The organism is Oharaeibacter diazotrophicus, assembly GCF_004362745.1.
Classification (GTDB): Bacteria; Pseudomonadota; Alphaproteobacteria; order Rhizobiales; family Pleomorphomonadaceae; genus Oharaeibacter; species Oharaeibacter diazotrophicus.
Map to the genome: position 1 here is coordinate 1,239,702 of NZ_SNXY01000006.1, position 25,508 is coordinate 1,265,209.

Below are 25,508 nucleotides of genomic sequence, written 5' to 3' on the forward strand. Positions count from 1 at the left end.
CAGAGCCATGCGGATCCAGTCCACCGTCGCCCTCGTCACCGGCGCCAACCGCGGCATCGGCCGCGAGATCGTCTCGGCCCTCGTCGCCGCCGGCGCGGCCAAGGTCTACGCCGCCGCACGCGACGTCGCCCGATTGGCCGAGACCGTCGCGATCGCCCCGGACCGGGTCGTCCCGCTCGCCCTCGACGTCGCGGATCGGCAGGCCGTCGCCGCCCTCGCCACCGCCGTCCCCGACCTCCGGCTCTTGGTCAACAACGCCGGCGTGCTCGACTTCGGCTCCGCCCTCGACATGGCGCCCGAGGCGATCGAGCGGAACTTCACGGTGAACTTCTACGGTCCGCTGCTCACCACCCGCGCCCTCGCCCCGGTGATCGCCGGCAACGGCGGCGGCGCGGTGGTGAACATCGCGAGCGTCGTCGCGCTCGCCAGCATGCCGGCGCTCGCCGGCTACAACGCGTCCAAGGCGGCGCTGTGGTCGCTGTCGCAGAGCCAGCGCGGGAGCCTCGCCCCGCTCGGCATCGCCGTGCACACCGTCTTCCCAGGCCCGGTCGACACCGACATGGCGGCCGAGATCACCTTCCCGAAGACCAGCCCGGCGGACGTCGCCCGCGCCATCGTCGAAGGCATCGAGTCCGGCCGGGACGACATCTTCCCGGACCCGATGTCGGCGAGCGTCTATGAGGCCTGGCGCGCCGACCACAAGGCCATCGAACGCCAGTTCGCCGCCGTGTAATCCAATCGAAGTCCGGATCGCAGACCAGCTGGCAGGAGGAGCCCCGCCGACGTCCTCGTCGCCAATCGTTCGCCCGGCCGGCGCCGAGGACATCCCGGCGCTCGCTGCCATCATCCGCGGCGTCGGCCTGTTCTCGGCCGAGGAGGCCGACGACTTCGTCGCCTCCCTGCCCGCGGCCTTGGCCGAAAGCCAGGACGGGCGGCAATGGCTCGTCACGTCCGACGGCAGCGGCGCGGCCCTCTTCCAGCCGGAGCCGGCGCCGGGCGTCTGGAACATGCTGTTCCTCGGCGTTCTGCCGGCATCCCGCCGGCGCGGCGTCGGCCGCGATCTCGTCATCGCGGTCGAGCGTCGCACCATCGAACTCGGCGCACGCATGCTCCTGATCGATACGTCGAGCCTGCCCGCGATGGCACCTGCGAGAGCGCTCTACGCATTCCTCGGCTACGAACAGGTAGCCGAGATCCCGGACTATTGGGCGGTCGGGGACAGCAAATGGACGTTCCGGCGCGTGCTTTCGTAACGGCCGATGGAAGCGAGTGTTCGGCGGGACCGATCAAGCGACCCGGATGGACTTCGCGACGCGGTTGGTGCTGACGACGCCAAGAGATGGAAGCACGCTCTCGGCCCGTCCCCGGCACTCCCAGGATTCCAGCGCGTTCTCAATCTTGCCCGCCAGACCGGGAGCCGCGCGGCCCCAACATGATTGCGCACCTGACGTTCCGGGTGCAACCATCGTAGCGGACCGGCCTGCGGTCGCACCGGTGGAAGACGTTGCCCTCGCAGGCGAGAGTGGGGACTTCGTGACGCGTCGCCGTCAGGTGCGCCCCCTCGAGATCCGACCGGCCGCGGCGCCTTTGGGGCACAGCTTGGGGCCAAGGTTGGGGCACACGCGCACCAAGATCGGCGGAGCGGATTCTCAGCCGATGGCGAAACATCAATGTTTACAAGGAGCTTAGCGGAAGATTGGCTGGGGGACCTGGATTCGAACCAAGATTAACGGAGTCAGAGTCCGCTGTTCTACCGTTGAACTATCCCCCAGCAGGCCTGCTTCGCAGGGCCGGCACCGCCGGTGCCGGTTGCCGCCGGCCGGGGTGAAGTAGCCGATCGTCATCGGCCTGTCAACGACTTCGCCACCGGCTGTCAACCAGCCGCAAACCCGCCGGCTTCGGCGGGATCGTCGCGCGGGTGCCTCGACCGGACCGGTTTCCGGCGCACGAGAATCGAGTCGCGCGCCTGCCCCCTCCACCCACCTACCTCAGCCGTCGATCGTCGCCATGCCGCCGGGGGCGTAGCGCTCGCCGGCGGCGGCGCCGCGGGGGAAGGCGCGGTCGAGTTCGGCTAGGTCGTCGGCGGAGAGGTCGACCGTGGCGGCCGCGACGTTCTCCTCGAGATAGGCGATCCGCTTGGTGCCGGGGATCGGCACGACGTCGTCGCCCTGGGCGAGCACCCAGGCGAGCGCCAACTGCGACGGCTTCACGCCCTTGGCGGCGGCCATCTCCTCGACGACGCCGACGAGATCGAGGTTGAGGGCGAAGTTCTCGCCGGAGAAGCGTGGCGAGGCACGGCGGAAGTCGTCGCCGGGAAGATCCTCGGGCTTGCGGAAGCGCCCGGTGAGGAAGCCGCGCCCGAGCGGGCTGTAGGGCACGAAGCCGATACCGAGCTCGCGCAGGGTCGGCAGGATGGCGTCCTCGGGATCGCGGCTCCACAGCGAGTACTCGGTCTGCAGCGCGGCGATCGGATGGACCGCGGCGGCGCGCCGGATCGTCGCCGGCGACGCCTCGGAGAGGCCGAGGAAGCGCACCTTGCCGGCGCGCACCAGATCGGCCATGGCGCCGACGGTGTCCTCGATCGGCGTGTTCGGGTCGACGCGGTGCTGGTAGTAGAGGTCGATCACGTCGACGCCGAGCCGCTTCAGGCTGGCCTCGCAGGCGGCCCGGACGTATTCGGGCCGGCCGTCGATGCCGAGGCGCTCGCCGTTCGGGCCGCGGACGTTGCCGAACTTGGTGGCGAGCACCACGCCGTCGCGCCGGCCCGCGATCGCCCGTCCCACCAGTTCCTCGTTGCGGCCGACGCCGTACATGTCGGCGGTGTCGAGGAAGGTGACGCCGAGATCGAGGGCACGCCGGATCACCGCGACCGATTCCGCCTCGTCGGCGGCGCCGTAGAACTCGCTCATCCCCATGCAGCCGAGGCCGAGGGCCGAGACCACCGGCCCGTTCCGGCCGAGAACACGCGTCCGCATCTGCCATCTCCCGCTCGCGGGTCCCGGTGCCGACCGTCCGGCCGGCGCGCATCGGGCCCCGTATGTCCCCACGTCCCAACGCGAGGGTAGCGGGCAGGGATCCGGCGGTCGAAGCACGATGTCGGGAGGGGCGCGCGAAAAGGACCGGCGCGAGGGAGGCGACTGGTGGGCGGTGAGGGTCTCGAACCCCCGACATCCTGCGTGTAAAGCAGGCGCTCTACCAACTGAGCTAACCGCCCGCCGACCGTCGACGCGGCGAGAATTACGGCGAAGTGGGCCGCGTGGCAAGCACCGCGCGCCGGCGCCGCAAAGGAAACGGCCGGCCGCGCCATCGCGCGACCGGCCGTTCGTGCCGACGGTGGACCGTCGGTCCGGATCAGCCGTTGACGGCGTCCTTGAGGGCCTTGCCGACGCGGAACTTCGGCTGCTTGGAGGCCGGGATCTGGATCGTCTCGCCGGTCTGCGGGTTGCGGCCCTCGGACGCGGCGCGCTCGGTCACGACGAAGTTGCCGAAGCCGACGATGCGAACCTCGTCGCCCTCCTTCAGGGCCGCGGTGATCGCGGCGAAGAGGGCGTCGACGGCCGCGCCGGCCTGCGCCTTGTTCAGCGACGCCTTGTCGGCAACCTGCGCGACCAGATCGTTCTTGTTCATCACGGATCCCTTTGTCCTTGGAAGCTCGTTGACGGTGGCGGACCCGAGGGGGGCCCGGCGACCTCGGGCGGCACGTTTCCCGGATTTCCGCCCGAAATCAAGAGGCGAAGGCCGGGAATCTCAGGAAAAAAGCGCCCCCGGCGAACCTCTTCACGACAAAGAAAGGGCCCGGGCTCCGAGGAGCCCGGGCCCTTTCGACCCTGGGGTGCGACAGCCGTCGAGCGGCCGGTCGTCAGTGTGCCGTGGCGGTCGTGGCGTCCTCCTCGATCGCCGGGGTCTTGGGCGTCTCCGCCTTCGATTCGTCCCACTCGATCGGCTCGGGCATGCGCACCAGCGCGTGCTTCAGCACCTCGTCCATGCGGGCGACCGGGATGATGTCGAGGCCACCCTTGACGTTCTCGGGGATGTCCGCGAGGTCCTTGGCGTTCTCGGCCGGGATCATCACCGTCTTGATGCCGCCGCGGTGCGCGGCGAGCAGCTTCTCCTTGAGGCCGCCGATCGGCAGCACGCGACCGCGCAGCGTGATCTCGCCGGTCATCGCCACGTCGTGGCGCACCGGGATGCCGGTCATCACCGACACGATCGACGTCACCATCGCGATGCCAGCGGACGGCCCGTCCTTGGGCGTCGCGCCCTCCGGCACGTGGACGTGGATGTCGCGCTTGTCGAACAGCGGCGGCTCGATGCCGAAGTCGACCGCGCGGCTGCGGACGTAGGACGCCGCCGCCGAGATCGATTCCTTCATCACGTCGCGCAGGTTGCCGGTCACGGTCATGCGGCCCTTGCCGGGCAGCTTGACCGCCTCGATCGTCAGCAGTTCGCCGCCGACCTCGGTCCAGGCCAGACCGGTGACGACGCCGACCGCGGCGTCCTGCTCGGCCTCGCCGTGGCGGAACCGGGGGACGCCGAGATAGGCCTCGACCTTCTCCGGCGTCACCACCACCGACGTCACCTCGCCCTTCGACTTCTGGATCTCCGTCACCGCCTTGCGGGCGAGCGACATCATCTCGCGGTCGAGGTTGCGGACGCCGGCCTCGCGGGTGTACTGGCGGATCACCGTGCGGATCGCGTCCTCGGTGATCTCGTACTCGCCCTTCCGGAGGCCGTGGTCGGCGATCGCCTTCGGCATCAGGTGCCGCTTGGCGATCTCGACCTTCTCGTCCTCGGTGTAGCCGGCGATCCGGATGATCTCCATGCGGTCCATCAGCGGCGCCGGGATGTTCAGCGTGTTCGCCGTGGTCACGAACATCACGTCCGAGAGGTCGTACTCGACCTCCAGGTAGTGGTCCATGAACGTCGAGTTCTGCTCCGGATCCAGCACCTCGAGCAGCGCCGACGACGGGTCGCCGCGGAAGTCCATGCCCATCTTGTCGATCTCGTCGAGCAGGAAGAGCGGGTTGGACTTCTTCGCCTTCTTCATCGACTGGATGACCTTGCCGGGCATCGAGCCGATGTAGGTGCGGCGGTGACCGCGGATCTCGGCCTCGTCGCGCACGCCGCCGAGCGACATGCGGACATATTCACGGCCGGTCGCCTTGGCGATCGACTTGGCCAGCGAGGTCTTGCCGACGCCGGGCGGGCCGACGAGGCAGATGATCGGGCCCTTGAGCTTGTTGGCGCGCGCCTGGACGGCGAGATACTCGACGATGCGCTCCTTGACCTTCTCCAGGCCGTAGTGCTCCTCCTCGAGGACGTGCTCGGCAAAGGCGAGGTCGTTGCGCACCTTCGAGCGCTGCTTCCAGGGGATGCCCAGCAGCCAGTCGAGGTAGTTGCGCACCACCGTCGCCTCGGCCGACATCGGCGACATCTGGCGCAGCTTCTTCAGCTCCGCCTGAGCCTTTTCCCGCGCCTCCTTGGAAAGCTTGGTCTTTTTGATGCGCTCCTCGAGCTCGGCGAGCTCGTCGCGGCCTTCCTCGCCGTCGCCGAGTTCCTTCTGGATCGCCTTCATCTGCTCGTTGAGATAGTACTCGCGCTGGGTCTTCTCCATCTGACGCTTGACGCGCGAGCGGATGCGCTTCTCGACCTGGAGGACCGAGATCTCGCTCTCCATCAGCCCGAGCACGCGCTCCAGCCGGTCCGCGACCTTGACGAGGCCGAGGATCTCCTGCTTGTCGGAGATCTTGACCGCCAGGTGCGAGGCGACGGTATCGGCGAGCTTGGAATAGTCGTCGATCTGCGAGATGGTGCCGAGCACCTCCGGCGAGACCTTCTTGTTCAGCTTGACGTAGTTGTCGAACTCGGCGACCACCGAACGAGCCAGGGCCTCGACCTCGACGCGCTCGCCCCAATCCTCGTCGAGCATCGTGGCCTCGGCCTCGAAATACTCGGTGCGATCGAGATAGCGGGTGATGGTCGCGCGCTTGCCGCCCTCGACCAGCACCTTGACGGTGCCGTCGGGCAGCTTGAGCAGCTGCAGCACGGTGGCGAGGGTGCCGACGTCGTAGATCGCGCCCGGCGCCGGATCGTCGTCGCCGGCGTTCTTCTGCGTGACGAGCAGGATCTGCTTGTCGGCGTTCATCACCTCTTCGAGCGCGCGGATCGACTTCTCGCGGCCGACGAACAGCGGCACGATCATGTGCGGGAAGACGACGATGTCGCGCAGCGGCAGGACGGGGAACACGTCCTTCGGCAGTCCTGACGGGGATTGGGCGGCCATGTCCATTTCCTTATCTGCGGCCCGTCGACTTGGCCGGGAGGGAGCCACGATCGACGGCCGAACGACGCGGTCGGCACGACGGACCGTCACCGCGCGCGGAGACGACCCTCGATGGAAACGGGCTGTGGAAGGTTCGCGGGGGGCCGTCCGCCGGTCGCCCCGATCCGCTTCGCACGGCCGGCGCCGGGTGCCCCGCGTTGGAGCGCACCCCGAGCCGCCTCGCTCGTTTCCGACGCTGCCGCGTCAAGCGGATACATGGACCGCGGCAGGGGTATGTTCAAGGTCGCCGGAACAGCCCGGCGACTTTGCCGTCATGGCGGCGAAGCCCCTCGCCGCCCTCGATCTTCGCCGCGGCGGGCACCGCCCGCCGCTCGGGCCCCAGGCCTCACGCCGAGGTGCCGGTCTCCTCGAGCCGCTGCTCGGCGTAGACGTAGATCGGCTTGGCCTTGCCGGCGACCACGTCGTCGGAGATCACGACCTCGCGCACGCCGTCGAGGCCCGGCAGCTCGTACATGGTGTCGAGCAGGATCGCCTCCATGATCGAACGCAGGCCGCGCGCGCCGGTCTTGCGCTCGATCGCCTTGCGGGCGATCGCCCGCAGCGAGTCGTCGGTGAAGGACAGCTCGACGTCCTCCATCTCGAACAGGCGCTGGTACTGCTTGACCAGGGCGTTCTTCGGCGCGGTCAGGATGATGATCAGCGCCTCCTCGTCGAGATCCTCCAGCGTCGCCAGCACGGGCAGACGGCCGACGAACTCGGGGATGAGGCCGAACTTCAACAGGTCCTCCGGCTCGACCTCGCGGAACAGCTCGCCGGTGCGACGGTCCTCGGGGGCCGCGACGTTGGCCTTGAAGCCGATCGAGGTCGACTTGCCGCGCGCCGAGATGATCTTCTCGAGACCCGCGAAGGCGCCGCCGCAGATGAACAGGATGTTGGTGGTGTCGACCTGCAGGAACTCCTGCTGCGGGTGCTTGCGGCCGCCCTGCGGCGGGACCGAGGCGACCGTGCCCTCCATGATCTTGAGGAGGGCCTGCTGCACGCCCTCGCCCGAGACGTCGCGGGTGATCGACGGGTTGTCGGACTTGCGCGAGATCTTGTCGACCTCGTCGATGTAGACGATGCCGCGCTGGGCCCGCTCGACGTTGTAGTCGGCGGCCTGCAGCAGCTTCAGGATGATGTTCTCGACGTCCTCGCCGACATAGCCGGCTTCGGTCAGCGTCGTGGCGTCGGCCATCGTGAAGGGCACGTCGATGATGCGGGCGAGCGTCTGCGCGAGCAGCGTCTTGCCGCAACCGGTCGGGCCGATCAGCATGATGTTCGACTTGGCCAGTTCCACGTCGTTGTTCTTGGCGGCGTGGTTCAGGCGCTTGTAGTGGTTGTGGACCGCGACCGAGAGAACCTTCTTCGCCTTGTCCTGCCCGATGACGTAGTCGTCGAGGACCTTGCGGATGTCCTCCGGTGTCGGCACGCCGTCGCGCGACTTGACGAGATTGGACTTCGACTCCTCACGGATGATGTCCATGCAGAGCTCGACGCATTCGTCGCAGATGAAGACCGTCGGGCCCGCGATGAGCTTACGGACTTCGTGCTGGCTCTTGCCGCAGAACGAACAGTAGAGCGTGTTCTTCGACTCGCCGCCGCTGACCTTGGTCATCCAATCATTCCTGCTCGGTTGCGGGCGGTGACCCACCCGGGTCCGGCGGAGGACGCCGCGGCCACCGCCGCCTCGCCCGACCCCGGACCTCGTCCCGATCCTTCTAGCGCATCGCCGGTCGCCCGGCAGACGATCCGACGATGCTGGCGCCGGAGGATCAAGATAGACTTAACGTCACGTACCATCGGCGACCCGGTGGTCGCCGCCGTTCCGTCCCCACCCCGCCCGGCCCCGCGGCGAGGGCCGATGCGGGAACGGTTCCGGGTCTCAGCGCCCCGCCGCCTCGAGGGCGACGCGGCTCTCGAGGACGTCGTCGACGAGGCCGAAGGCCTTCGCCTGGGCGGCGTCCATGAAGTTGTCGCGCTCCAGCGCCTCCTCGACGGCCTCGAGGCTCTTGCCGGTGTGCTTGACGTAGATCTCGTTCAGCCGGCGCTTCAGCTTCAGGATCTCCTGGGCGTGCAGCATGATGTCCGCGGCCTGACCGCGGAAGCCGCCCGACGGCTGGTGCACCATGATCCGGCTGTTCGGCAGCGAGAAGCGCATGCCCGCCTCGCCGGCGCACAGCAGCAGCGAGCCCATCGACGCCGCCTGGCCGATGCAGAGCGTCGACACCTTCGGCCGGATGAACTGCATGGTGTCGTAGATGGCGAGGCCCGAGGTGACGTAGCCGCCCGGCGAATTGATGTAGAGGGAGATCTCCTTGTTCGGATTCTCCGATTCCAGGAACAGGAGCTGGGCCGACACCAGCGTCGCGACGTTGTCGTCGATGCCGCCGGCGATGAAGATGATCCGCTCCTTGAGAAGGCGCGAGAAGATGTCGTAGGCGCGCTCGCCGCGGTTGGTCTGCTCAACCACCATCGGGACCAGCGTGCTCATGGTGAAATCGACGGGATCCTTCATGCCTCTCCTCGCACCGCGCGTGCCGCGGCCGTTCCGTGGCGGAAAACCGGCGTCGCCGCCGCCCCCGCAAATCGCTCGTGACGGGATCGTTACATCCCGTTCCCGCCCTTGGCTACACCGACCGACTAAATTTTGCGTGCACGGCCGCGGTCGGATCGCCGCCGGACCGGTGCCGCGGCGGGCCCGGGAGAGCGCATATATGTCGCCGCGGCCGCCATGGAAGCCCCTCCCCGGAAACGCGGAACGGGCCGGGGATCGCTCCCCGGCCCGTTCGTGACGATCCGTCGCCGGCTCGGCCGGATCAGTGCGTCAGCGCCCAGCGCGCCATGAAGGCGGTGATTTCGTGGGCGTGGGTGGTCGGGTGGACGTCGTCGAAGAACATGTACTCGTTCTGCGTCGCCGTGCTCGCCGACACGCAGGCCGGCACGCGGACGCAGGCGTCGGTGACGTTGGTGAAGCCGAAGGTGGCTGGCGAGGCGATCACCGAGGAGAACAGGGTGTTCAGGTCGAGCACCACGATTTTCGCGGTCGGATTGGCGGTGCGGGCCGCCGTGACCTTGGCCGCGAGGCGGGTGTTGTAGGTCTTGGTGGCGAGCGCGTAGACGGTGCCGAGACCGCTCGCGAGCTTGGCCTGCGGCGTCTTGTCGAGCGCCGGCAGGTTGGAAATCACGACGACCTTCGCGCCGGCCTTCAGCACCGAGGCGAGGTTGGCGGCCATGGCGTCGGCGGCGGCGGTGGCGACCTTCTTGGTGTTGGTCGCGGTGCTCGCCGGCGTCAGCACGAAAATGTCGTTGGCGCCACCGAGCAGCGTCACCACGTCCTTGGCCGCGAACTTGCCACCCTTCTGCAGGTAGGCGCCGATCTGGGTCGGGATCGTCGGGACCTGACCGCCGGTTCCGGCATAGGCGCCGCCGAAGGCGAAGTTGGTGTCCTTGGCGTTGTTGATCGCGCTCGAGAACTTGTTCATCGCGCCGCCGGCCAGGATCTCGGTCCACACCGGCCCGTTGGAGAAGCGGCCCTGGTAGTAGGGCGGCGACGCCGGCTTGGAGCCGGACGTGAACTCGAAGGTGTTGCCGACGTCGCTCAGCGAATCGCCGAAGGAGACGACGCGGTAGTCGGCCGCCGCGGCCGCAGTGACGGTGGCGGCGACGGCGAAGGCCGCGCCCGCGAGCCTGGCCCAGAACGTCTTCATTCAGATCCTCCCGATCCCCGTTCCCTCCGTCCGGCCGGCGCCCTCTCGCGCCCGGCCGCCGGCACGCCGCCTCCTCGCGGCCACCGGTTACGGATTGCGACGTTTACGTAATCGGAAGGCGCGACCTGACGCAAGCGGAAACCGACGTGTTTCCGCAGCCGTCGGCGATACACGTGCGAAAAAACGACGCCGGCCGGAGCGGGTGGCTCCGGCCGGCGCGAAAATTCGTCGGGACGGGCGTGCGGTCAGGCCGCCAGCTCGTCGTCCTCGGTGAAGAGCTCGTCCTTGGAGACGGTCTTGTCGGTGACCTTGACCGAGGCGAGCAGGAAGTCGACCACCTTCTCCTCGAACACCGGCGCCTGCAGCGAGGCGAGCGCGTTCGGGTCCTTGCGGTAGTAGTCGAACACCGCGCGCTCCTGGCCCGGGAACTGGCGGGCGCGCTCGATCAGGGCGCGCTGCAGTTCCTGCTCGGTGACCTGGACCTTGTTGGCCTCGCCGAACTTGGAGAGCACGAGACCGAGACGGACACGGCGCTCGGCGATCTTGCGATACTCCTCGCGGGCCTTCTCCTCGGTGGTGTCCTCGTCGGCGAAGGTCTTGCCGGAGCGCTCCATCTCGGCGGCGACCTGCCGCCAGATGATGTCGAACTCCTGCTCGACCAGGGTCGGCGGCAGCTCGAAGGAATACTGCTTGTCGAGGGCGTCGAGCAGCTGGCGCTTGACCTTCTGGCGGGTCTGGAAGCCGTACTGCGACTCGATCTGGGTGCGCACGGCGCCCTTGAGGGCCTCGAGGCTGTCCATGCCGAGGGTCTTGGCCCAGTCGTCGTCGAGCTTCAACTCGCCGGGCGCCGCGATCTCGAACACCTCGATGTCGAAGGTGGCCGGCTTGCCGGCGAGATGCGGCGCCTGGTACTCGGCCGGGAAAGTGACCTCGATCACCTTCTTGTCGCCCTTCTTGGCACCGACCAGCTGCTCCTCGAAGCCGGGGATGAAGCGCTTCTGGCCGAGGAAGAGGTAGGCCTTGTCGTCGGCGCCGCCCTCGAAGGGCTCGCCGTCGAGCTTGCCGAGGTAGGAGATGGTCAGGCGGTCACCCTCTTCGGCGACGGCGTCCTCGGCCTTCTCCTCGTAGGAGCGGGCGCCCTCGCCGATCTGGCTCAGGCGCTCGTCGACCTCGGCGTCGGTGATGTCAGCGACCGGCCGCTCGATGGCGATCTCGTCGGTCGGGGCCAGCTCGAAGGCCGGCAGCACCTCGTACTTGATGGCGAAGGCGAGATCGACGCCGCCGTCGAGCACCTTCTCGGCGTCCGCGTCGGCCAGCTCGACCTGCGGCTGCATCGCCGACTTCTCGTTGCGCTCCTCGAGCGCCTTGTTCGAGCTCTCGCCGATCACGGTGTTGACGATGTCGGCCATGGCCGACTTGCCGTAAAGCTTCTTCAGGTGGCCCATCGGCACCTTGCCGGGGCGGAAGCCGCGGATCTGGACGCGACCCTTGAGGTCGTTCAGATAGGTCTCCAGCCGACCGGCGAGGTCGGTGGCGGGAACGACGATCTTCAGCTCGCGCTTGAGGCCGTCGGCGGCGGTTTCGGTCACCTGCATGGATGCGTCTTTCGTCCCTGTCGTCGCTCGGCCCGTCCCGGCGCGGCGCGTGGCCGCGGAGCGGACGGGCGTCCCGTTCTGTCGTCTCGATCGTCGGGCGCGTCCCGCACGATCCCTCACGGGACCGGCATTCGGCCGCGACGGCGGGTTCCGGCAGCTCGCGAGGCGCGTCGACTGGTGCGGGCGGAGGGACTTGAACCCCCACGGCTTGCGCCAACGGAACCTAAATCCGTCGTGTCTACCAATTCCACCACGCCCGCGAGGACGCCGCCTGCTTCGCGGCCGGGGCCCGAGGCGGCGTCTCCCATAGCAAAGTTTCGTCGGGGCACAAAGCGAAAAGGCGCGGGTTTCCCGCCCCTCTCCCGCGCCGCGCGGGCCTTCCGCGGGATCAGGGGGCCGCGGTGGTCGCGGGGCCGGCGGGCGCCACCTTCGCCGCGGCATTGAGCGCGGCGACGATCTCGAAGGCGTCGCGGCCGGTGCGGGCGGAAAGGTCGGCGATGCTGTCCGACGGCTTGACCGGGCTGATCCCGGCGGCGACCAGGGCGTCGAGCACGGCCTGTTCGTCGCTGCCGATCGCCGGGGCGACGGCGGTCAGGGGCGCGCTCTGGAGCCGGCCGACCATCTGCATCATCGGATTGCCGCCGCCGTTGCCGGCCGCCAGCGCGAATCCGACGGCGAGCACCAGCGAGACCGCGGTCGCCACCCACATCGTGCCGCGCTTGAAATAGCCGACGAGGCTGCGCCAGTTGCGCCAGACGTGCAACGCCACCGGCACCAGCAGCACCATCGACAGGATCTCGTGCATCTCGCGGAAGGTCGCGGTGCCCAGGTGCACGAACAGCGCGACACCGGAGACGGCGGAGACCACGAACAGGCCGGTGGTGAACGGCGTCGCCTGACGGCAGAGGAAGTCCTTGACGGTGGCCATGACGGGTATCTCGGGTGTCCCTGGTTGCGAGCGCTCCGCCGCCCGCCCGGCGCCCGCGGGGACGGGAACCGGACGGGCACCTCGGAGCGACGAGGGTCGGCGTCGCGCGCGGCGCCGGGGGCACGGCACCGCCGACGTCGACGCTTCGGACACTAGCCGCCCGGTGGCCGTCGATCCTCGCGCGGGGGTATGGAAGTGTAACGAACCGTATCGCGGTGGTCGCCGGCGGAAGGTCGGTGCCACCGGGCACCGCGCCCCCTCGGGAGGCGGCCGAGTCGGCGTCACGCCTAACCCGGCTCCGGCCCGCGAGCCTTCCGCGCCGCGCGCGGGCGCGCTGCCGCCTTCTTGGCGACCGCGGCAGCTTCCTTGGCGTCGGCGAGGCGGCGGGCCGCCGCGGCGGCGGCGAGCGCCCAGGCGCGGAACGCCTCCGGCTCGTCGAACAGCCGCTCGGGTGCGCGCCAGTAGGGCATCCGCGACGTGCGACCGTCCTTGGACGTGTAGGTGAAGGGGCCGCAGCCCTCGGCCTCGAAGTCGGGGATCGTGACCTCGTCGGCCTTGAGGAACAGCACGTCGCCGACCGAGATCGCGAAGATCACGCCGTCGCGGTAGATGCCGAGGCCGCCGAACATGCGCCGCATGGTGACGCCGCCGAGCGGCTCGGTCAGTTCCGCGAGGAAGTCGCGCCAGCCCTCGTCCATGATCCGCCCTCCTCCCGGGGAGCCGCCCGCCGGCGGGGGAAAGGCCCGCGGTCGGTGAGAACGCATCATGAACGGATCAGGGTGCCTTGTCCAATCCCATCTGCCAGAACGCGGCTTCGAGCCGGCAGGCCTGACCGAACAGCTTGGCGAGGCGGACGAGGCGGCCGTCGGAGAGGTCGTCGCCGGCGAGGCGGTCCAGCGACTCGACGGCCGAGGCGGCGAGGTCCTGGTAGGCCGCGCTGGCGTATTCGGCGATCCACAGCGAATAGGGATTGCCGTCGCGGACGCCGCCGGCCTCGGCGAGGCGGCGCGCGATCACGGCATAGCCGATCACGCAGGGCGCCAGCGCGACGTGGAGGTCGAGCAGGTCGCCGGCGAGGCCCGCGTCGATGACGAAGCGGGTGTAGGCCACCGTCGGCATGTCCTCCTCGGACGCCTCCATCTCGGCGCGCGAGATGCCCCAGCCGGCGCAATAGTCGACGTGGAGGTCCATCTCCTTGTCGAGGATGGCGGAAAGGCCGCGCAGGCCCGAGCGCATCTCCTCGAGGCTGCGCGCCTTGTAGACCGCGAGCGCGTAGGCGCGGGCGAACTGGATCAGGAACAGGTAGTCCTGCACCAGATAGTGGCGGAACGCCGCCTGCGGCAGCGTGCCCGTCCCCATGGCCTCCACGAAGGGATGGTGGGTGTAGGCGTCCCAGTCGGACGCAGAGAGCGCGACGAGGCGATCGAACAGCGGCTGGCGGGACGTCACGTCCATGACCTCAGGTGGTGCGGTGAGCCTTCGGACCCGGGAACATGTCGAGGGTCAGGCCGGAGTTGCGGACGAGGAGGAAGGTGACGAAGCAGATCGCGGCCACCACGGTGGTGGCGATCAGCTTGCGCTTCAGGTGCGGCACCACCGGCGCGCCGGGGTCGGAGCCGGGCGTGACCTCGCCGGTCTCGTGCTGCGAGCGCACGCCCCAGGGCAGCACCGCGAACAGCACCAGCCACCAGATGATGAAGTAGATCGCGATCGCGCTGCCGATGCCGACGCCGCCGATGCTCATCGCCCTCTCCTGCTCCGATCCGGCCGGACCACCGCCCTGCCGATTCTCACGCCTTCGGCCGGAACGTATGCTCCGGCCCCGGGAAACTGCGCGCCTTGACCTCCTCGGCATAGGCCGCGACCGCCTTCGACACCTCGGCGCCGAGTTCGGCGAAGCGCTTGACGTGGCGCGGCACGAACTCGTTGAACAGGCCGAGCATGTCCTCGGTGACGAGGATCTGGCCGTCGCAGTGCGGCGAGGCGCCGATGCCGATGATCGGGACCGGCGAGCCCTCGGAGATCTCGCGGGCGAGCGGCTCCATCGTGCCCTCGAGCACGATGGCGAAGGCACCGGCCGCGGCGACGGCCGCGGCGTCGTCCTTGACCTTGCGGGCCTCGGCGAGTGTCTTGCCCTGGGTGCGGTAGCCGCCGAAGCTGTTGACGAACTGCGGCGTCAGGCCGACGTGGCCGAGCACGGGCACGCCGCGTTCGGTCAGGTGGCGGATCGTCTCCGCCATCTCCTCGCCGCCCTCCATCTTGACCGCGTTGGCGCCGGTCTCGGCGAGCACGCGGGCGGCGTTGCGGAAGGCCTGCGCCGGGCTCTCCTGGTAGGAGCCGAACGGCATGTCGACCACCACCATCGCCCGCTTGGAGCCGCGGACCACGGCCGCGCCGTGGGCGATCATCATGTCGAGCGTCACCGGCAGCGTGGTTTCGAAGCCGTAGAGCACCATGCCGAGGCTGTCGCCGACCAGCAGGAAGTCGACGTGCGGGTCGATCATCGCCGCCATCGGCGCGGTGTAGGCGGTCAGGCTGACGATCGGGCGGACGCGGTGCAGCGCCTTGATGTCGTTGACGCTGGTGCGCTTGGAACGGATCGGGGCGCTCACGGGCGTGCTCCCTCGCTGGCGGGGCGGACGGGGATGACGCGCTGGTCGAGCAGCCGGGTGCGGCCGAAGCGGACGGCGAGCAGCACGACGACCGCGCGCGGCGGTTCGGCGGCGTCGTAGGCGAGCAGCGTGTCGGCGTCGCGGACCGCGATCAGGTCCGGCGCGGCGAGCGGCTCGGCCTCGACGAAGGCGCGGACGCGGCGCTCGAGCGCCCGGCCGTCGACGACGCCGTCCGCGACCGCTGCCTCGGCGTCGGCGAGCGAGCGCGACAGCACCACGGCGACGGCGCGCTCGGCGGGGCCGAGGAACACGTTGCGCGACGAACAGGCGAGACCGTCGTCCTCGCGCACGGTCGGCACGCCGACGATGGCGATCGGCATCGAGAGGTCGGCGACCATGCGGCGGATCAAGAGCAGCTGCTGGTAGTCCTTCTCGCCGAAATAGGCCCGGTCGGGCTGCACGATCGCGAACAGCTTGGCGACCACGGTGGCGACGCCGCGGAAGTGGCCGGGCCGGCGTTCGCCCTCGAGCAGGCCCGACAGCGCGGTGACGTCGACGATGGTCTCCATCGGCCGCGGGTACATCTCCTCGACGGCCGGCGCGAAGACGATGTCGCAGCGGTGCGCTTCCAAGAGCGCGCAGTCGCGCGGCAGGTCGCGCGGATAGCGGGCGAGGTCCTCGGTCGGGGCGAACTGCAGCGGATTGACGAAGATCGAGGTGACGACGACGTCGGTTTCGGCGCGGGCGCGGTCGACCAGCGTCGTGTGGCCCTGGTGCAGATAGCCCATGGTCGGGACGAATCCGACCGTGCGGCCGGCCCGCCGATGTGCCGCGATGGCCGCGCGCAGGCCGGCGATGGTGTCGATCACCTGCAAGGACAGCTCCTTCCCTCCCCGGGGAGACCTCGTTGGATCGTTTTGCGACGCTTCTACTGCGCTGCGGCAGCGAACGCCATCGCGGATTTCGGATGAGCGGCGGGCGCGGGTCTCGACAACGCGCCACAACCGAAGGACGATGGCTCGGTCGACGGCGGAAGCAGGGCGTTCCCTGCCCGGCGGGAACGATCGGGGAGGACGGGCCGCCCCGACCGCGGCGAAGGCCTCGCCGTTCGATCAGGAGTCCGGTCGATGTCGCGTCCGCGATGGAAACTGGAGGTCGCCCTGGCGAAATATGCGGACCGCTGGGTCATAACGGTCCGCATATCATTCGCAAGGTAGGCAAACGGGACGGGCGGTGGCTGCCGCCCGTCCCACTCCTGGAAGATAGCAAGTCCGCGGCCCGCCTTCAACGCGGGCGCGCACCGGCCGCGGCGGTCAGGCCTGCTCGAGCTCGACCAGGGTGCCGTTGAAGTCCTTGGGGTGCAGGAACAGCACCGGCTTGCCGTGGGCGCCGATCTTCGGCTCGCCGCTGCCGAGCACGCGAGCGCCGGTCGCCTTCAGCCGGTCGCGGGCGGCGATGATGTCGTCGACCTCGTAGCAGACGTGGTGGATGCCGCCGGAGGGATTCTTGTCGAGGAAGGCGCGGATCGGGGAGGCGTCGCCGAGCGGGGTCAGGAGCTCGATCTTGGTGTTCGGCAGCTCGATGAAGACGACGGTGACGCCGTGGTCCGGCTCGGCCTGCGGCGGCTTCACGTCGGCTCCGAGCACGTCGCGGTAAGTGGCCGCCGCCGCTTCCAGATCCGGAACCGCGATGGCGACGTGGTTGAGCCGACCGATCATGCTTCACCCCTTCCCTGTCGGAGGACGGGGCGCTGCCCCTCCTCAGGCGTCTTCCAATCTCAGCACCGTCACGTCGCAGATGGGCTTCTTGCCCCAGCGCTCGTTGACGGCCGACCGCACCGAGCGGCGGATCGCCTCGGCGACGGTCTCGTCGTCGCGGCGCCGCGCCCGCGGCATCGACTCCAGCGTGCCCTCCACGACCTTGCCGAGGGCGTCGTGGAAGCTCTCGCCCCGCGCGTCGGTGGTCGGCAGGCCGAACAGCGACAGCGCGAAGTCGCCGACGAGGTCGCCCGTGTCGTCGATGACGACCGTGACCGCCACCGCGCCGGCGAAGCTGATCCGCCGCCGCTCGACCACGCCGGACACCTCGGGCTCGCGGACCAACGAGCCGTCCTTGACCAGGATGCCGACCGGCACGTGGCCGGTGATCTCGGCGTCGCGGTCGGCCGGCAGCAGGCGGACGATCGCGCCGTTCTTGGCGGAGACGACGGTCGGCACGCCCGCCGCCTTGGCGAGGGCGGCGTGGGCGGCAAGATGAACGGCCTCGCCGTGGACCGGAACCGCGACTTTCGGCTGGATCAGCCGGTAGAGCTCGGTCAGTTCGTCGCGGCGCGGATGGCCGGAGGTGTGCACCAGCGCGTCGCGGTCGGTGACGATGTGGATGCCGCGCGCCACCAGGGCGTTCTGGATCGCGCCGACGGCCTTGTCGTTGCCGGGAATCGTGCGCGAGGAGAACACCACGGTGTCCCCGCTCGACAGCGCGACGTTGCGGTGCTCGTCGAAGGCGATCTTGGCGAGCGCCGCCCGTGGCTCGCCCTGGCTGCCGGTGACGAGGGCGACCACCTTGTCCGGCGGCAGGTAGCCGTAGGCCTCCTCGTCGCGGAACGGCGGCAGCCCGTCGAGCATGCCGAGTTCGCCGGCGACGTCGACCACGCGGCGGATCGCGCGGCCGAGGATCACGACCTCGCGGTCGTTGGCGGCGGCGGCCTGCGCCACCGAGCGGATGCGGGCGACGTTGGAGGCGAAGATGGTGACGGCGACGCGGCGCTTGGCCTTGGCGATCACCTCGGCCATGCCCTTGGCGACATCGGCCTCGGACGGACTGCGGCCCTCGCGCGTGGCGTTGGTGGAATCGCAGATCATCGCCCGGACGCCCTCGGCGCCGAGGGCGGCGAGCCGGTCCATGTCGATGGCGCGGCCGACGCCGGGTGCGAGGTCGATCTTCCAGTCGCCTGTGTGCAGCACGTTGCCCATGGCGGTGCGGATCATCACCGCGTTCGGCTCGGGCAGCGAATGGGATACCGCGACGAGTTCGAGGTCGAACGGGCCGATCGAGAAGCGCGAGCCCTGCTCGACCACGGTGGTCGGGATGCGCGGTGCGCCGGGCTCCATTTCGCGCTTGGCTGCGTGCAGCGCGGCGGCGAAGGGCGTCATGTAGACCGGCACCTCGAGGCGCGGCCAGAGGTCGTAGAGGGCGCCGTAGTGGTCCTCGTGGGCATGGGTGATCAGGATGCCGACGAGGTTCTTCTTTTGGGCCTCGACGAAGCGGATGTCCGGCAGCACGAGGTCTACGCCCGGCAGGTCCGGTCCGGCGAAGGAGACGCCGCAGTCCATCATCAGCCACTTGCGATCGCGTTCGGGGCCGAGCCCGTAGAGAGCGAGGTTCATCCCGATCTCGCCCACGCCCCCGAGCGGCAGGAACACCAGTTCCTCGCCCCCGTCGATCCTCGGCTTCTTCACGCGGTCGAACTCCTGCAGCACCACACCCGAACGGAAGGGTCCTACGTGGAACGGATGCGCGCCGAGGTCAAGGTTTCCCGGCCGAGCCCGATCAATTCCGCATGACCAGGCAGGAACCGCCGGCCTGACGCAGCGCCCGGCAGAGGCGCGTGGCGTCGCGGCGGCCGGAAAAGGCGACGCGCAGTTGGTAGTAGCGCCGCGGCTTGGCGCCGCCGACGCGGAACGGCAACAGTGTCGGCTCGTGGCCGGCGAGCACGCCGGCGTAGCGTGTCCGCATCCGGGCGTAGGTGGCGACGAGGTCGTCCTTGCCGTAGCCGCCGGCGAGCTGGACGCCCCAGGGCAGCACCGCCTCGTCGAGCGCGGACGCCGCCGCCCCCGGCGTCTCGGCGACGACGGCGGCGACCGTCGCGGCGCAGCCGGCGCCCGGGTCGGCGATCTGCATCACCCCGGCGGCCTCGGCGAGACCGCTGCGCCAGTCGTCGACGCTCCAGCCGGTGACGAAGGCGACGTAGGCCCGCGTCTCGCGCGGCAACGTGCCGCCGCCGGCCAGAAAGTCCGAGACACGGGTCCGGCCGGCGTTGTAGGCGGCGGCGGCGAGGCCGAGCGAACCGAACCGGCCGGAGAGATCGGCGACCAGCGCCGCCGCGGCCGGGATCGCCTGCTCGGGATCGAAGGGATCCTCGAGCTTCCGCTCGGCGGCGGTGCCCGGCATGAACTGGGCGATGCCCTGCGCCCCGGCCCGGCTCGTCACCGCCGGCCGGAAGCTGCTCTCGCGCCAGATCAGGCGCGTGAACACCGCGACCGGCAGCCCATTGTCGGCAGCGGCGCGCTCGATCAGCCGACAGACGGTGTCGCGGGCGCTCTCGGCCCGCGCGGGCGCGGATGCGAACACAGCCGCGTACCCTGCCACGGCGACGAGCGCGGCGGACGCGAGGCGGCGGGCGGGTGTTCGGTCGGCGGATGCCATGGCGCTGCGGCCTGGGTGGAGGCGGACGGTCCCGCCATCCTGCCGAAACATGGTCAACGCCGTATTGCGCCCCGGTGGTCCCGGCCACTCAGCGGAAGAAGACGTCGCCCGCCGAGATCAATTGCCGGCTACCCTCGTCGGTGACGAGCATCAGGCGGCCGCCGGGGTCGAGGCCCTCGAAGCGGCCGGAGACGGTGCGGTCGGGCAGGCGGACGGTGATCGGTGCGCCGAGGCCGCGGGCGCGTTTCAGCCAGGACTCGCGAATCGAGGCGAAGCCGACGTCGCGCCATTCGGCGAGGCGGGCGGCGAGGCGGGCGGCGAGGCACTCGAACAGGGCGAGCGGCGCGGTCGGATAGCCGGCGGCGTCGAGATGGGTGGCCGGATAGGGCGTGCCGCCGGGGTGCGAGGCGCAGTTAATGCCGATGCCGATCACCGCGACCGCGCCCTCGGGCAGCGCGGCCCCCTCGATCAGGATGCCGGAGATCTTGGCGCCGCCGAGGAGGACGTCGTTCGGCCACTTGATCTCGAGCGACGGCCGCGCCGGCGGCGGCAGCACGTCGGCGATGGCGTCGTGGACCGCGAGCGCGACGACGAGCGGCAGTTCGCCCATCCGCTCCGGCGGCGCCGCGTCGCGCAGCATCAGGCTGGAGAAGAGGTTGCCCGGCTCCGAGGACCAGGGCCGGCCCTGCCGGCCGCGGCCGGCGGTCTGGCGTCCGGCTACGACCCAGAGCCCGGAGGCCTCGCCCTCGCGCGCCTTGTCGAGCGCGAGGGCGTTGGTCGATCCGACCGCGTCGAGGACGAGCGCACGATAACCGTGCGGCAGGCGCGGCGCGTCGGTCATCGCGTCAGAACAGCGTCTTCGCCGCGGCGGCGGCGGCGGAGGCGATCGGCCCGGACACCAGCACGAACAGGATGGTGAACAGGCCCGCGACGCCGAGCACCGCCTTCAGCTCCAGCGGCATCGGCTGGAACGGCCGGGCCGGCTCGTCGAAGAACATCACCTTGACGATGCGCAGGTAGTAGTAGGCGCCGACCACCGAGGCGAGCACGCCGAGCACGGCCAGCCAGTAGAGCCCGGCCTGCACCGCAGCCATGAACACGAAGTACTTCGCGAAGAAGCCGGCGAAGGGCGGGATGCCGGCGAGCGAGAACATGATCATGCCGAGCAGGAAGGCCATCGGCAGGTTGGTGCGCGACAGGCCGGCGAGCTCGTAGATGTCCTCGACCATGCCCTCCTCGCGCCGCATCGCCAGAATGCACGCGAAGGCGCCGGCGGTCATGGCGAGATAGGTCGCCAGATAGATCAGCACGCCCTGGACGCCGGTCTCGGTGCCGGCGGCGAGGCCGGTCAGCGCGTAGCCCATGTGGCCGATCGAGGAATAGGCCATCAGGCGCTTGATGTTGCGCTGTCCGATCGCCGCGAAGGCGCCGAGCACCATCGAGGCGAGCGCGATGAAGGCGACGATCTGCTGCCAGTCGTGGGTGACCGGGTGGAACGCCTCCATCACGATGCGGATGAAGATGGCCATGGCGGCGATCTTCGGCGCGGCGGCGAAGAAGGCGGTCACCGGGGTCGGCGCACCCTCGTAGACGTCCGGCGTCCACATGTGGAACGGCACCGCCGACACCTTGAAGGCGACGCCGGCGAGCAGGAACACGATGCCGAACACGAGGCCGAGCGAGGCGCGCTCGGCACCCGCCAGCGAAGCGGCGATGCCGGCGAAGTCGGTGTGGCCGGTGAAGCCGTAGGTCAGCGACGCGCCGTAGAGCAGCATACCGGACGACAGCGCGCCGAGCACGAAATACTTCAGACCCGCCTCGGTGCCGCGGACGTCGTCGCGGTTGATGGCGGCGATGACGTAGAGCGCCAGCGACTGCAGCTCGAGGCCGAGGTAGACGCCGATCAGGTCGCCGGCCGAGATCATCAGCATCATGCCGAGCGTGGCGATGACGATCAGGACCGGGAACTCGTAGCGCTCGAACTTCTCCGCGCGGACGTAGGCGAGCGACATCACGATCGCCGAGGCCGAGCCGATCAGCGCCAGCACCTTGAGGAAGCGGGCGAAGCCGTCGACGACGAACGCGCCCTCGAAGGTGGTGCCCTCGCGGCCCCAGATCACCGCGACGAGCGCGAGCAGGAGCACCACCACCGACAGGCCGGTGACGGTGCGGTAGGTGCGGTCGCCGCCGAAGGCGCCGATCATCAGGAGGACGAGCGATCCGATCGCCAGGATCAGCTCGGGGGCCGCGAGGCCGAAGTCAGGCATGGCGAACATGGCGGTCGGGGCCCCTCAGCGGATGACGACGGCGTCGACGGCCGACGCGGTCTGGCCGGCGGCGTCGATGGCCGCCTGGGCGTTTCGGATCAGCGCCTCGACCGAGGCGGCGCAGGCGTCGAGCACCGGCACCGGGTAGACGCCGTAGAAGATCGTCAGCACGACGAGCGGGACGATGATGGCGAGCTCGCGCGGGCTGAGGTCGACGATATTCTTCAGGCTCGCCTTGGTGAGCGAACCCCAGACCACCCGGCGGAACAGCCACAGCGCGTAGGCGGCCGACAGGATCACGCCGGTGGTCGCGAAGAAGGCGACCCAGGTGTTGACCTGGAAGGCGGCGCTCAGCGTCAGGAACTCGCCGACGAACCCCGAGGTGCCGGGCAGGCCGACGTTGGCCATGGTGAAGATCAGGAACACCGTGGCGTAGACCGGCATCCGGTTGACGAGGCCGCCGTAGGCGTCGATCTCGCGGGTGTGGATGCGGTCGTAGACGACGCCGACGCAGAGGAACAGCGCGCCCGAGACGAGGCCGTGGCTGAACATCTGGAAGATGGCGCCCTGAATCCCTTGAGTGTTCATCGTGAAGATGCCCATGGTCACGTAGCCCATGTGGGCGACCGACGAATAGGCGATCAGCTTCTTGATGTCCTCCTGCATCAGCGCCACCAGCGAGGTGTAGACGATGGCGACGACCGAGAGGGTGAACACGAAGGGCGCGAGGTCGGCCGAGGCGAGCGGGAACATCGGCAGCGAGAAGCGCAGGAAGCCGTAGCCGCCCATCTTCAGGAGGATCGCCGCCAGGAGCACCGAGCCGGCGGTGGGCGCCTCGACGTGCGCGTCGGGGAGCCACGTGTGCACCGGCCACATCGGCATCTTCACCGCGAAGCTCGCGAAGAAGGCGAACCACAGCCACCACTGCATAGACGCCGGGAACGGGTGGTCGACCAGCTGGGTGATGTCGGTGGTGCCGGCCTGCCAGTACATCGCCATGATGGCGATCATCATCAGCACCGAGCCGGCGAGGGTGTAGAGGAAGAACTTGTAGGAGGCGTAGACGCGCCGCTTGCCGCCCCAGACGCCGATGATCAGGAACATCGGGATCAGGCCGCCCTCGAAGAAGACGTAGAACAGCACGAGGTCGGTGGCCGAGAACACGCCGACCAGCAGCGTCTCCAGCACCAGGAAGGCGATCATGTACTCCTTGACGCGGACCTGCACGCTCTCCCACGAGGCGAGGATGCAGAACGGCATCAGGAAGGTGGTCAGCATCACGAACAGGATCGAGATGCCGTCGACGCCCATGCGGTAGGCGAAGAAGGTCCCCATCCAGTCGGCCTGCTCGGTCAGCTGGAAGCCGGGGTTCTTCGGATCGAACCCGGCCCAGACGAACAGCGACACCAGGAAGGTGACCACCGTGGTGATCAGGGCGACCCAGCGGACATTGCGCACGGCCGCCTCGTCCTGCGCCCTCAGAAGGAGGAGGAACAGGACGCCGACGAGCGGCAGGAACGTCGTGAGCGAGAGAAGCGGAAGGCCGCTCATTACTGGATACCCCCGGCGAACATGGCCCAGGTGATCAGCGCGGCGACGCCGATCAGCATGGCGAAGGCGTAGTGGTAGACGTAGCCGGTCTGCAGCCGGACGACGCGGGCGGTGACGTCCTGCACCCGGGCGGCGACCGCGTTCGGGCCGAGGCCGTCGATGATCGCGCCGTCGCCGACCTTCCAGAACAGGCGGCCGACGAACTTCGCGGTCCGCACGAACAGGATGTCGTAGAGCTCGTCGAAGTACCACTTGTTGAGCAGGAACTGATAGAGCGCGTCGTGCTGGCGGGCGAGCCGCTTCGGCTGGTCCGGATCGACGACGTAGAACCAGTATGCGCCGCCGAGGCCGAGCAGCATCGCCACGAAGGGCGAGGCCTTGACCCAGAAGGGCACGTGGTGCGCCTCCTCGACGACGTGGTTCTCCGGCCCGAAGAACAGCGCGGTCTTCCAGAACTCCTTGTACTCCTCGCCGACGAAGTGACCGTAGAACACCATGCCCGCGAGCACCGCGCCGACCGCGAGCACGACGAGCGGGATCAGCATCACGCGCGGGCTCTCGTGGGCGTGGTCGTAGGTGTGATGGTCCGCCCGCGTCTCGCCGAAGAAGGTGAGGAACACGAGGCGCCAGGAGTAGAAGCTCGTCAGCATCGCCGCGAAGACCAGGAGTCCGAAGCCGTAGCCGGCCATCGGGTTGTGCTCCTGGGCGGCGTAGGCGCTCTCGATGATCGCGTCCTTGGAGAGGAAGCCGGCGAAGCCGATCTCGGTGCCGGGGATGCCGACGCCGGTGATCGCCAGCGTGCCGATCGTCATCACCCAGAAGGTGACCGGGATCTTGGTCCGGAGCCCGCCCATCTTCCGCATGTCCTGCTCGTGGTGCATCGCATGGATGACCGAGCCGGCACCGAGGAACAGCAGCGCCTTGAAGAAGGCGTGGGTGAACAGGTGGAACACACCGGCGCCGTAGGCGCCGCAGCCGAGCGCGACGAACATGTAGCCGAGCTGCGAGCAGGTCGAGTAGGCGATCACGCGCTTGATGTCGTTCTGGACGAGGCCGACGGTCGCCGCGAAGAAGGCGGTGGTGGCGCCGAAGAACGTCACGGTGGCGAGCGCGGTCGGCGACAGCTCGAACAGCGGCGACAGCCGGGCGACCATGAACACGCCCGCGGTCACCATGGTGGCGGCGTGGATCAGCGCCGACACCGGCGTCGGGCCCTCCATGGCGTCCGGCAGCCAGGTGTGCAGCAGGAACTGCGCCGACTTGCCCATGGCGCCGACGAACAGCAGCAGGCAGAGCACGGTCGCGGCGTCGAAATCCCACGACAGGAAGTGCAGCGTCTTGCCGTAAAGCGACGAGGCGTTGGCGAAAATCGTGTCGAAGCCGACCGACCCGAACATCAGGAACACGCCGAAGATGCCGAGCGAGAAGCCGAAGTCGCCGACGCGGTTGACCACGAAGGCCTTGATGGCGGCCGCCGAGGCCGACGGGCGCTTGTACCAGAAGCCGATCAAGAGGTAGGAGGCGAGACCGACGCCCTCCCAGCCGAAGAACATCTGCACCAGGTTGTCGGAGGTCACCAGCATCAGCATCGCGAAGGTGAACAGCGACAGGTAGGCGAAGAAGCGCGGCCGGCTCGGGTCCTCGTGCATGTAGCCGATCGAGTAGAGGTGCACGAGCGACGACACCGAGGTGACGACGACCAGCATCATCGCCGTCAGCGTGTCGATCCGGAACGCCCAGTCGACCTGCAGCGCACCCGAGGTGAACCACGTCATCACCGGCACGCGCAGGGTCTCGCCCTCGCCGAAGCCGACCGAGACGAAGGACACCCACGACAGGATCGCAGACAGGAACAGGAAGCTCGTCGTGACGATCTCGGCGATCCGGGAGCCCGGCGCCGCCGGCTCCACCGCGTGGTGGTCGTCGTGGCCGTGGTGGTCGTCGGCCGCGTGGTCGTCGTGGTGATGGTCGTGGTGATCGTGGTGGTGGCCGTGGCCGCCCACCGGCGCCGGCACCGTCGACGCCGCGCCCCACAGCGAAATGGCGCCGGCGATCAGGAAGCCGATCAGGGGGAGGAAAACGATGAGGGAGTACATGTCGT

Annotated in this window: 22 protein-coding genes and 3 tRNA genes; 2 read left to right on the plus strand and 23 right to left on the minus strand. The window is 69.3% G+C overall.

Annotation, left to right across the window (positions count from 1 at the left end):
- The first annotated feature begins 7 nt into the window (after positions 1-7).
- Positions 8-733 (plus strand): SDR family NAD(P)-dependent oxidoreductase, encoded by a 726-nt coding sequence (locus EDD54_RS05840; RefSeq protein ID WP_126535692.1) that lies wholly within the window; start codon positions 8-10, stop codon positions 731-733.
- Positions 678-1,253, plus strand: coding sequence for a GNAT family N-acetyltransferase (locus EDD54_RS05845; RefSeq protein ID WP_126535690.1), 576 nt, complete (start codon positions 678-680; stop codon positions 1,251-1,253). The genes EDD54_RS05840 and EDD54_RS05845 overlap by 56 nt, the downstream gene beginning before the upstream one ends.
- Before the next feature lie 444 nt (positions 1,254-1,697).
- Here the strand turns inward: EDD54_RS05845 and EDD54_RS05850 are convergent.
- The 23 genes from EDD54_RS05850 to nuoL form a co-directional block, all read right to left on the minus strand.
- A tRNA-Gln gene (locus EDD54_RS05850) sits at positions 1,698-1,771 on the minus strand.
- A gap of 217 nt (positions 1,772-1,988) precedes the next feature.
- Positions 1,989-2,975 (minus strand): aldo/keto reductase, encoded by a 987-nt coding sequence (locus tag EDD54_RS05855; protein ID WP_126535688.1) that lies wholly within the window; start codon positions 2,973-2,975, stop codon positions 1,989-1,991.
- Between the two features lie 163 nt (positions 2,976-3,138).
- Positions 3,139-3,214, minus strand: a tRNA-Val gene (locus EDD54_RS05860).
- Between the two features lie 137 nt (positions 3,215-3,351).
- On the minus strand, positions 3,352-3,627 hold the full coding sequence (locus EDD54_RS05865) for an HU family DNA-binding protein (protein WP_126535686.1): 276 nt from the start codon (positions 3,625-3,627) through the stop codon (positions 3,352-3,354).
- Between the two features lie 232 nt (positions 3,628-3,859).
- Positions 3,860-6,283, minus strand: coding sequence for an endopeptidase La (lon, locus tag EDD54_RS05870; RefSeq protein WP_245515651.1), 2,424 nt, complete (start codon positions 6,281-6,283; stop codon positions 3,860-3,862).
- 385 nt (positions 6,284-6,668) lie between these two features.
- On the minus strand, positions 6,669-7,937 hold the full coding sequence (gene clpX / locus EDD54_RS05875) for an ATP-dependent Clp protease ATP-binding subunit ClpX (protein ID WP_126535682.1): 1,269 nt from the start codon (positions 7,935-7,937) through the stop codon (positions 6,669-6,671).
- Between the two features lie 267 nt (positions 7,938-8,204).
- Positions 8,205-8,837: an ATP-dependent Clp protease proteolytic subunit gene (locus EDD54_RS05880; protein WP_126535680.1), complete on the minus strand. Its 633-nt coding sequence runs from the start codon at positions 8,835-8,837 to the stop codon at positions 8,205-8,207.
- Positions 8,838-9,138: 301 nt separating this feature from the next.
- Complete coding sequence (locus EDD54_RS05885; RefSeq protein ID WP_126535678.1) at positions 9,139-10,029, minus strand: SGNH/GDSL hydrolase family protein; 891 nt, start codon at positions 10,027-10,029, stop codon at positions 9,139-9,141.
- Between the two features lie 245 nt (positions 10,030-10,274).
- Positions 10,275-11,624: a trigger factor gene (gene tig, locus EDD54_RS05890; RefSeq protein WP_126535676.1), complete on the minus strand. Its 1,350-nt coding sequence runs from the start codon at positions 11,622-11,624 to the stop codon at positions 10,275-10,277.
- A gap of 175 nt (positions 11,625-11,799) precedes the next feature.
- Positions 11,800-11,884, minus strand: a tRNA-Leu gene (locus tag EDD54_RS05895).
- A gap of 128 nt (positions 11,885-12,012) precedes the next feature.
- Positions 12,013-12,552: a DUF4405 domain-containing protein gene (locus EDD54_RS05900; RefSeq protein ID WP_126535674.1), complete on the minus strand. Its 540-nt coding sequence runs from the start codon at positions 12,550-12,552 to the stop codon at positions 12,013-12,015.
- A gap of 287 nt (positions 12,553-12,839) precedes the next feature.
- Complete coding sequence (locus EDD54_RS05905; RefSeq protein WP_126535672.1) at positions 12,840-13,250, minus strand: TfoX/Sxy family protein; 411 nt, start codon at positions 13,248-13,250, stop codon at positions 12,840-12,842.
- 76 nt (positions 13,251-13,326) lie between these two features.
- Complete coding sequence (tenA, locus tag EDD54_RS05910; RefSeq protein WP_245515652.1) at positions 13,327-14,001, minus strand: thiaminase II; 675 nt, start codon at positions 13,999-14,001, stop codon at positions 13,327-13,329.
- 10 nt (positions 14,002-14,011) lie between these two features.
- Positions 14,012-14,296 (minus strand): DUF1467 family protein, encoded by a 285-nt coding sequence (locus tag EDD54_RS05915; protein WP_126535668.1) that lies wholly within the window; start codon positions 14,294-14,296, stop codon positions 14,012-14,014.
- A gap of 46 nt (positions 14,297-14,342) precedes the next feature.
- Positions 14,343-15,164, minus strand: a complete 822-nt coding sequence (gene panB, locus EDD54_RS05920) for a 3-methyl-2-oxobutanoate hydroxymethyltransferase (protein ID WP_126535666.1) — start codon at positions 15,162-15,164, stop codon at positions 14,343-14,345.
- The gene (panC, locus tag EDD54_RS05925) at positions 15,161-16,039 is read right to left on the minus strand and encodes a pantoate--beta-alanine ligase (RefSeq protein WP_126535664.1); all 879 of its coding nucleotides are present in this window, start codon (positions 16,037-16,039) and stop codon (positions 15,161-15,163) included. Before panC ends, panB begins: the two co-directional genes overlap by 4 nt.
- A 438-nt stretch (positions 16,040-16,477) precedes the next feature.
- A complete protein-coding gene (gene mce, locus EDD54_RS05930; RefSeq protein ID WP_126535662.1) occupies positions 16,478-16,882 on the minus strand; it encodes a methylmalonyl-CoA epimerase in 405 nt (134 codons plus the stop codon).
- Between the two features lie 42 nt (positions 16,883-16,924).
- Positions 16,925-18,550, minus strand: coding sequence for a ribonuclease J (locus tag EDD54_RS05935; RefSeq protein WP_126541680.1), 1,626 nt, complete (start codon positions 18,548-18,550; stop codon positions 16,925-16,927).
- Between the two features lie 163 nt (positions 18,551-18,713).
- Positions 18,714-19,589 (minus strand): lytic transglycosylase domain-containing protein, encoded by an 876-nt coding sequence (locus EDD54_RS05940; RefSeq protein WP_126535660.1) that lies wholly within the window; start codon positions 19,587-19,589, stop codon positions 18,714-18,716.
- Between the two features lie 88 nt (positions 19,590-19,677).
- Entirely contained in the window at positions 19,678-20,430 is a 753-nt protein-coding gene (locus EDD54_RS05945; protein WP_126535658.1) for a biotin--[acetyl-CoA-carboxylase] ligase, read from the minus strand.
- 4 nt (positions 20,431-20,434) lie between these two features.
- Entirely contained in the window at positions 20,435-21,865 is a 1,431-nt protein-coding gene (gene nuoN / locus EDD54_RS05950; protein ID WP_207620269.1) for an NADH-quinone oxidoreductase subunit NuoN, read from the minus strand.
- Between the two features lie 15 nt (positions 21,866-21,880).
- Entirely contained in the window at positions 21,881-23,407 is a 1,527-nt protein-coding gene (locus tag EDD54_RS05955) for an NADH-quinone oxidoreductase subunit M (protein WP_126535656.1), read from the minus strand.
- A complete protein-coding gene (gene nuoL / locus EDD54_RS05960) occupies positions 23,407-25,503 on the minus strand; it encodes an NADH-quinone oxidoreductase subunit L (protein WP_126535654.1) in 2,097 nt (698 codons plus the stop codon). The genes EDD54_RS05955 and nuoL overlap by 1 nt, the downstream gene beginning before the upstream one ends.
- Positions 25,504-25,508 lie beyond the last annotated feature (5 nt).

Bases quoted from the DNA above. Each gene is read 5' to 3' on its own strand.
- EDD54_RS05840 (WP_126535692.1), top strand. From the start codon at position 8: ATGCGGATCCAGTCCACCGTCGCCCTCGTCACCGGCGCCAACCGCGGC.
- EDD54_RS05935 (WP_126541680.1), bottom strand. From the start codon at position 18,550: ATGAACCTCGCTCTCTACGGGCTCGGCCCCGAACGCGATCGCAAGTGG.
- clpX (WP_126535682.1), bottom strand. From the start codon at position 7,937: ATGACCAAGGTCAGCGGCGGCGAGTCGAAGAACACGCTCTACTGTTCG.
- mce (WP_126535662.1), bottom strand. From the start codon at position 16,882: ATGATCGGTCGGCTCAACCACGTCGCCATCGCGGTTCCGGATCTGGAA.
- EDD54_RS05915 (WP_126535668.1), bottom strand. From the start codon at position 14,296: ATGAGCATCGGCGGCGTCGGCATCGGCAGCGCGATCGCGATCTACTTC.
- EDD54_RS05845 (WP_126535690.1), top strand. From the start codon at position 678: ATGAGGCCTGGCGCGCCGACCACAAGGCCATCGAACGCCAGTTCGCCG.
- tig (WP_126535676.1), bottom strand. From the start codon at position 11,624: ATGCAGGTGACCGAAACCGCCGCCGACGGCCTCAAGCGCGAGCTGAAG.
- EDD54_RS05905 (WP_126535672.1), bottom strand. From the start codon at position 13,250: ATGGACGAGGGCTGGCGCGACTTCCTCGCGGAACTGACCGAGCCGCTC.
- lon (WP_245515651.1), bottom strand. From the start codon at position 6,283: ATGGCCGCCCAATCCCCGTCAGGACTGCCGAAGGACGTGTTCCCCGTC.
- EDD54_RS05900 (WP_126535674.1), bottom strand. From the start codon at position 12,552: ATGGCCACCGTCAAGGACTTCCTCTGCCGTCAGGCGACGCCGTTCACC.
- EDD54_RS05945 (WP_126535658.1), bottom strand. From the start codon at position 20,430: ATGACCGACGCGCCGCGCCTGCCGCACGGTTATCGTGCGCTCGTCCTC.
- nuoN (WP_207620269.1), bottom strand. From the start codon at position 21,865: ATGTTCGCCATGCCTGACTTCGGCCTCGCGGCCCCCGAGCTGATCCTG.
- EDD54_RS05855 (WP_126535688.1), bottom strand. From the start codon at position 2,975: ATGCGGACGCGTGTTCTCGGCCGGAACGGGCCGGTGGTCTCGGCCCTC.
- EDD54_RS05885 (WP_126535678.1), bottom strand. From the start codon at position 10,029: ATGAAGACGTTCTGGGCCAGGCTCGCGGGCGCGGCCTTCGCCGTCGCC.
- nuoL (WP_126535654.1), bottom strand. From the start codon at position 25,503: ATGTACTCCCTCATCGTTTTCCTCCCCCTGATCGGCTTCCTGATCGCC.
- EDD54_RS05940 (WP_126535660.1), bottom strand. From the start codon at position 19,589: ATGGCATCCGCCGACCGAACACCCGCCCGCCGCCTCGCGTCCGCCGCG.
- EDD54_RS05955 (WP_126535656.1), bottom strand. From the start codon at position 23,407: ATGAGCGGCCTTCCGCTTCTCTCGCTCACGACGTTCCTGCCGCTCGTC.
- EDD54_RS05880 (WP_126535680.1), bottom strand. From the start codon at position 8,837: ATGAAGGATCCCGTCGATTTCACCATGAGCACGCTGGTCCCGATGGTG.
- EDD54_RS05865 (WP_126535686.1), bottom strand. From the start codon at position 3,627: ATGAACAAGAACGATCTGGTCGCGCAGGTTGCCGACAAGGCGTCGCTG.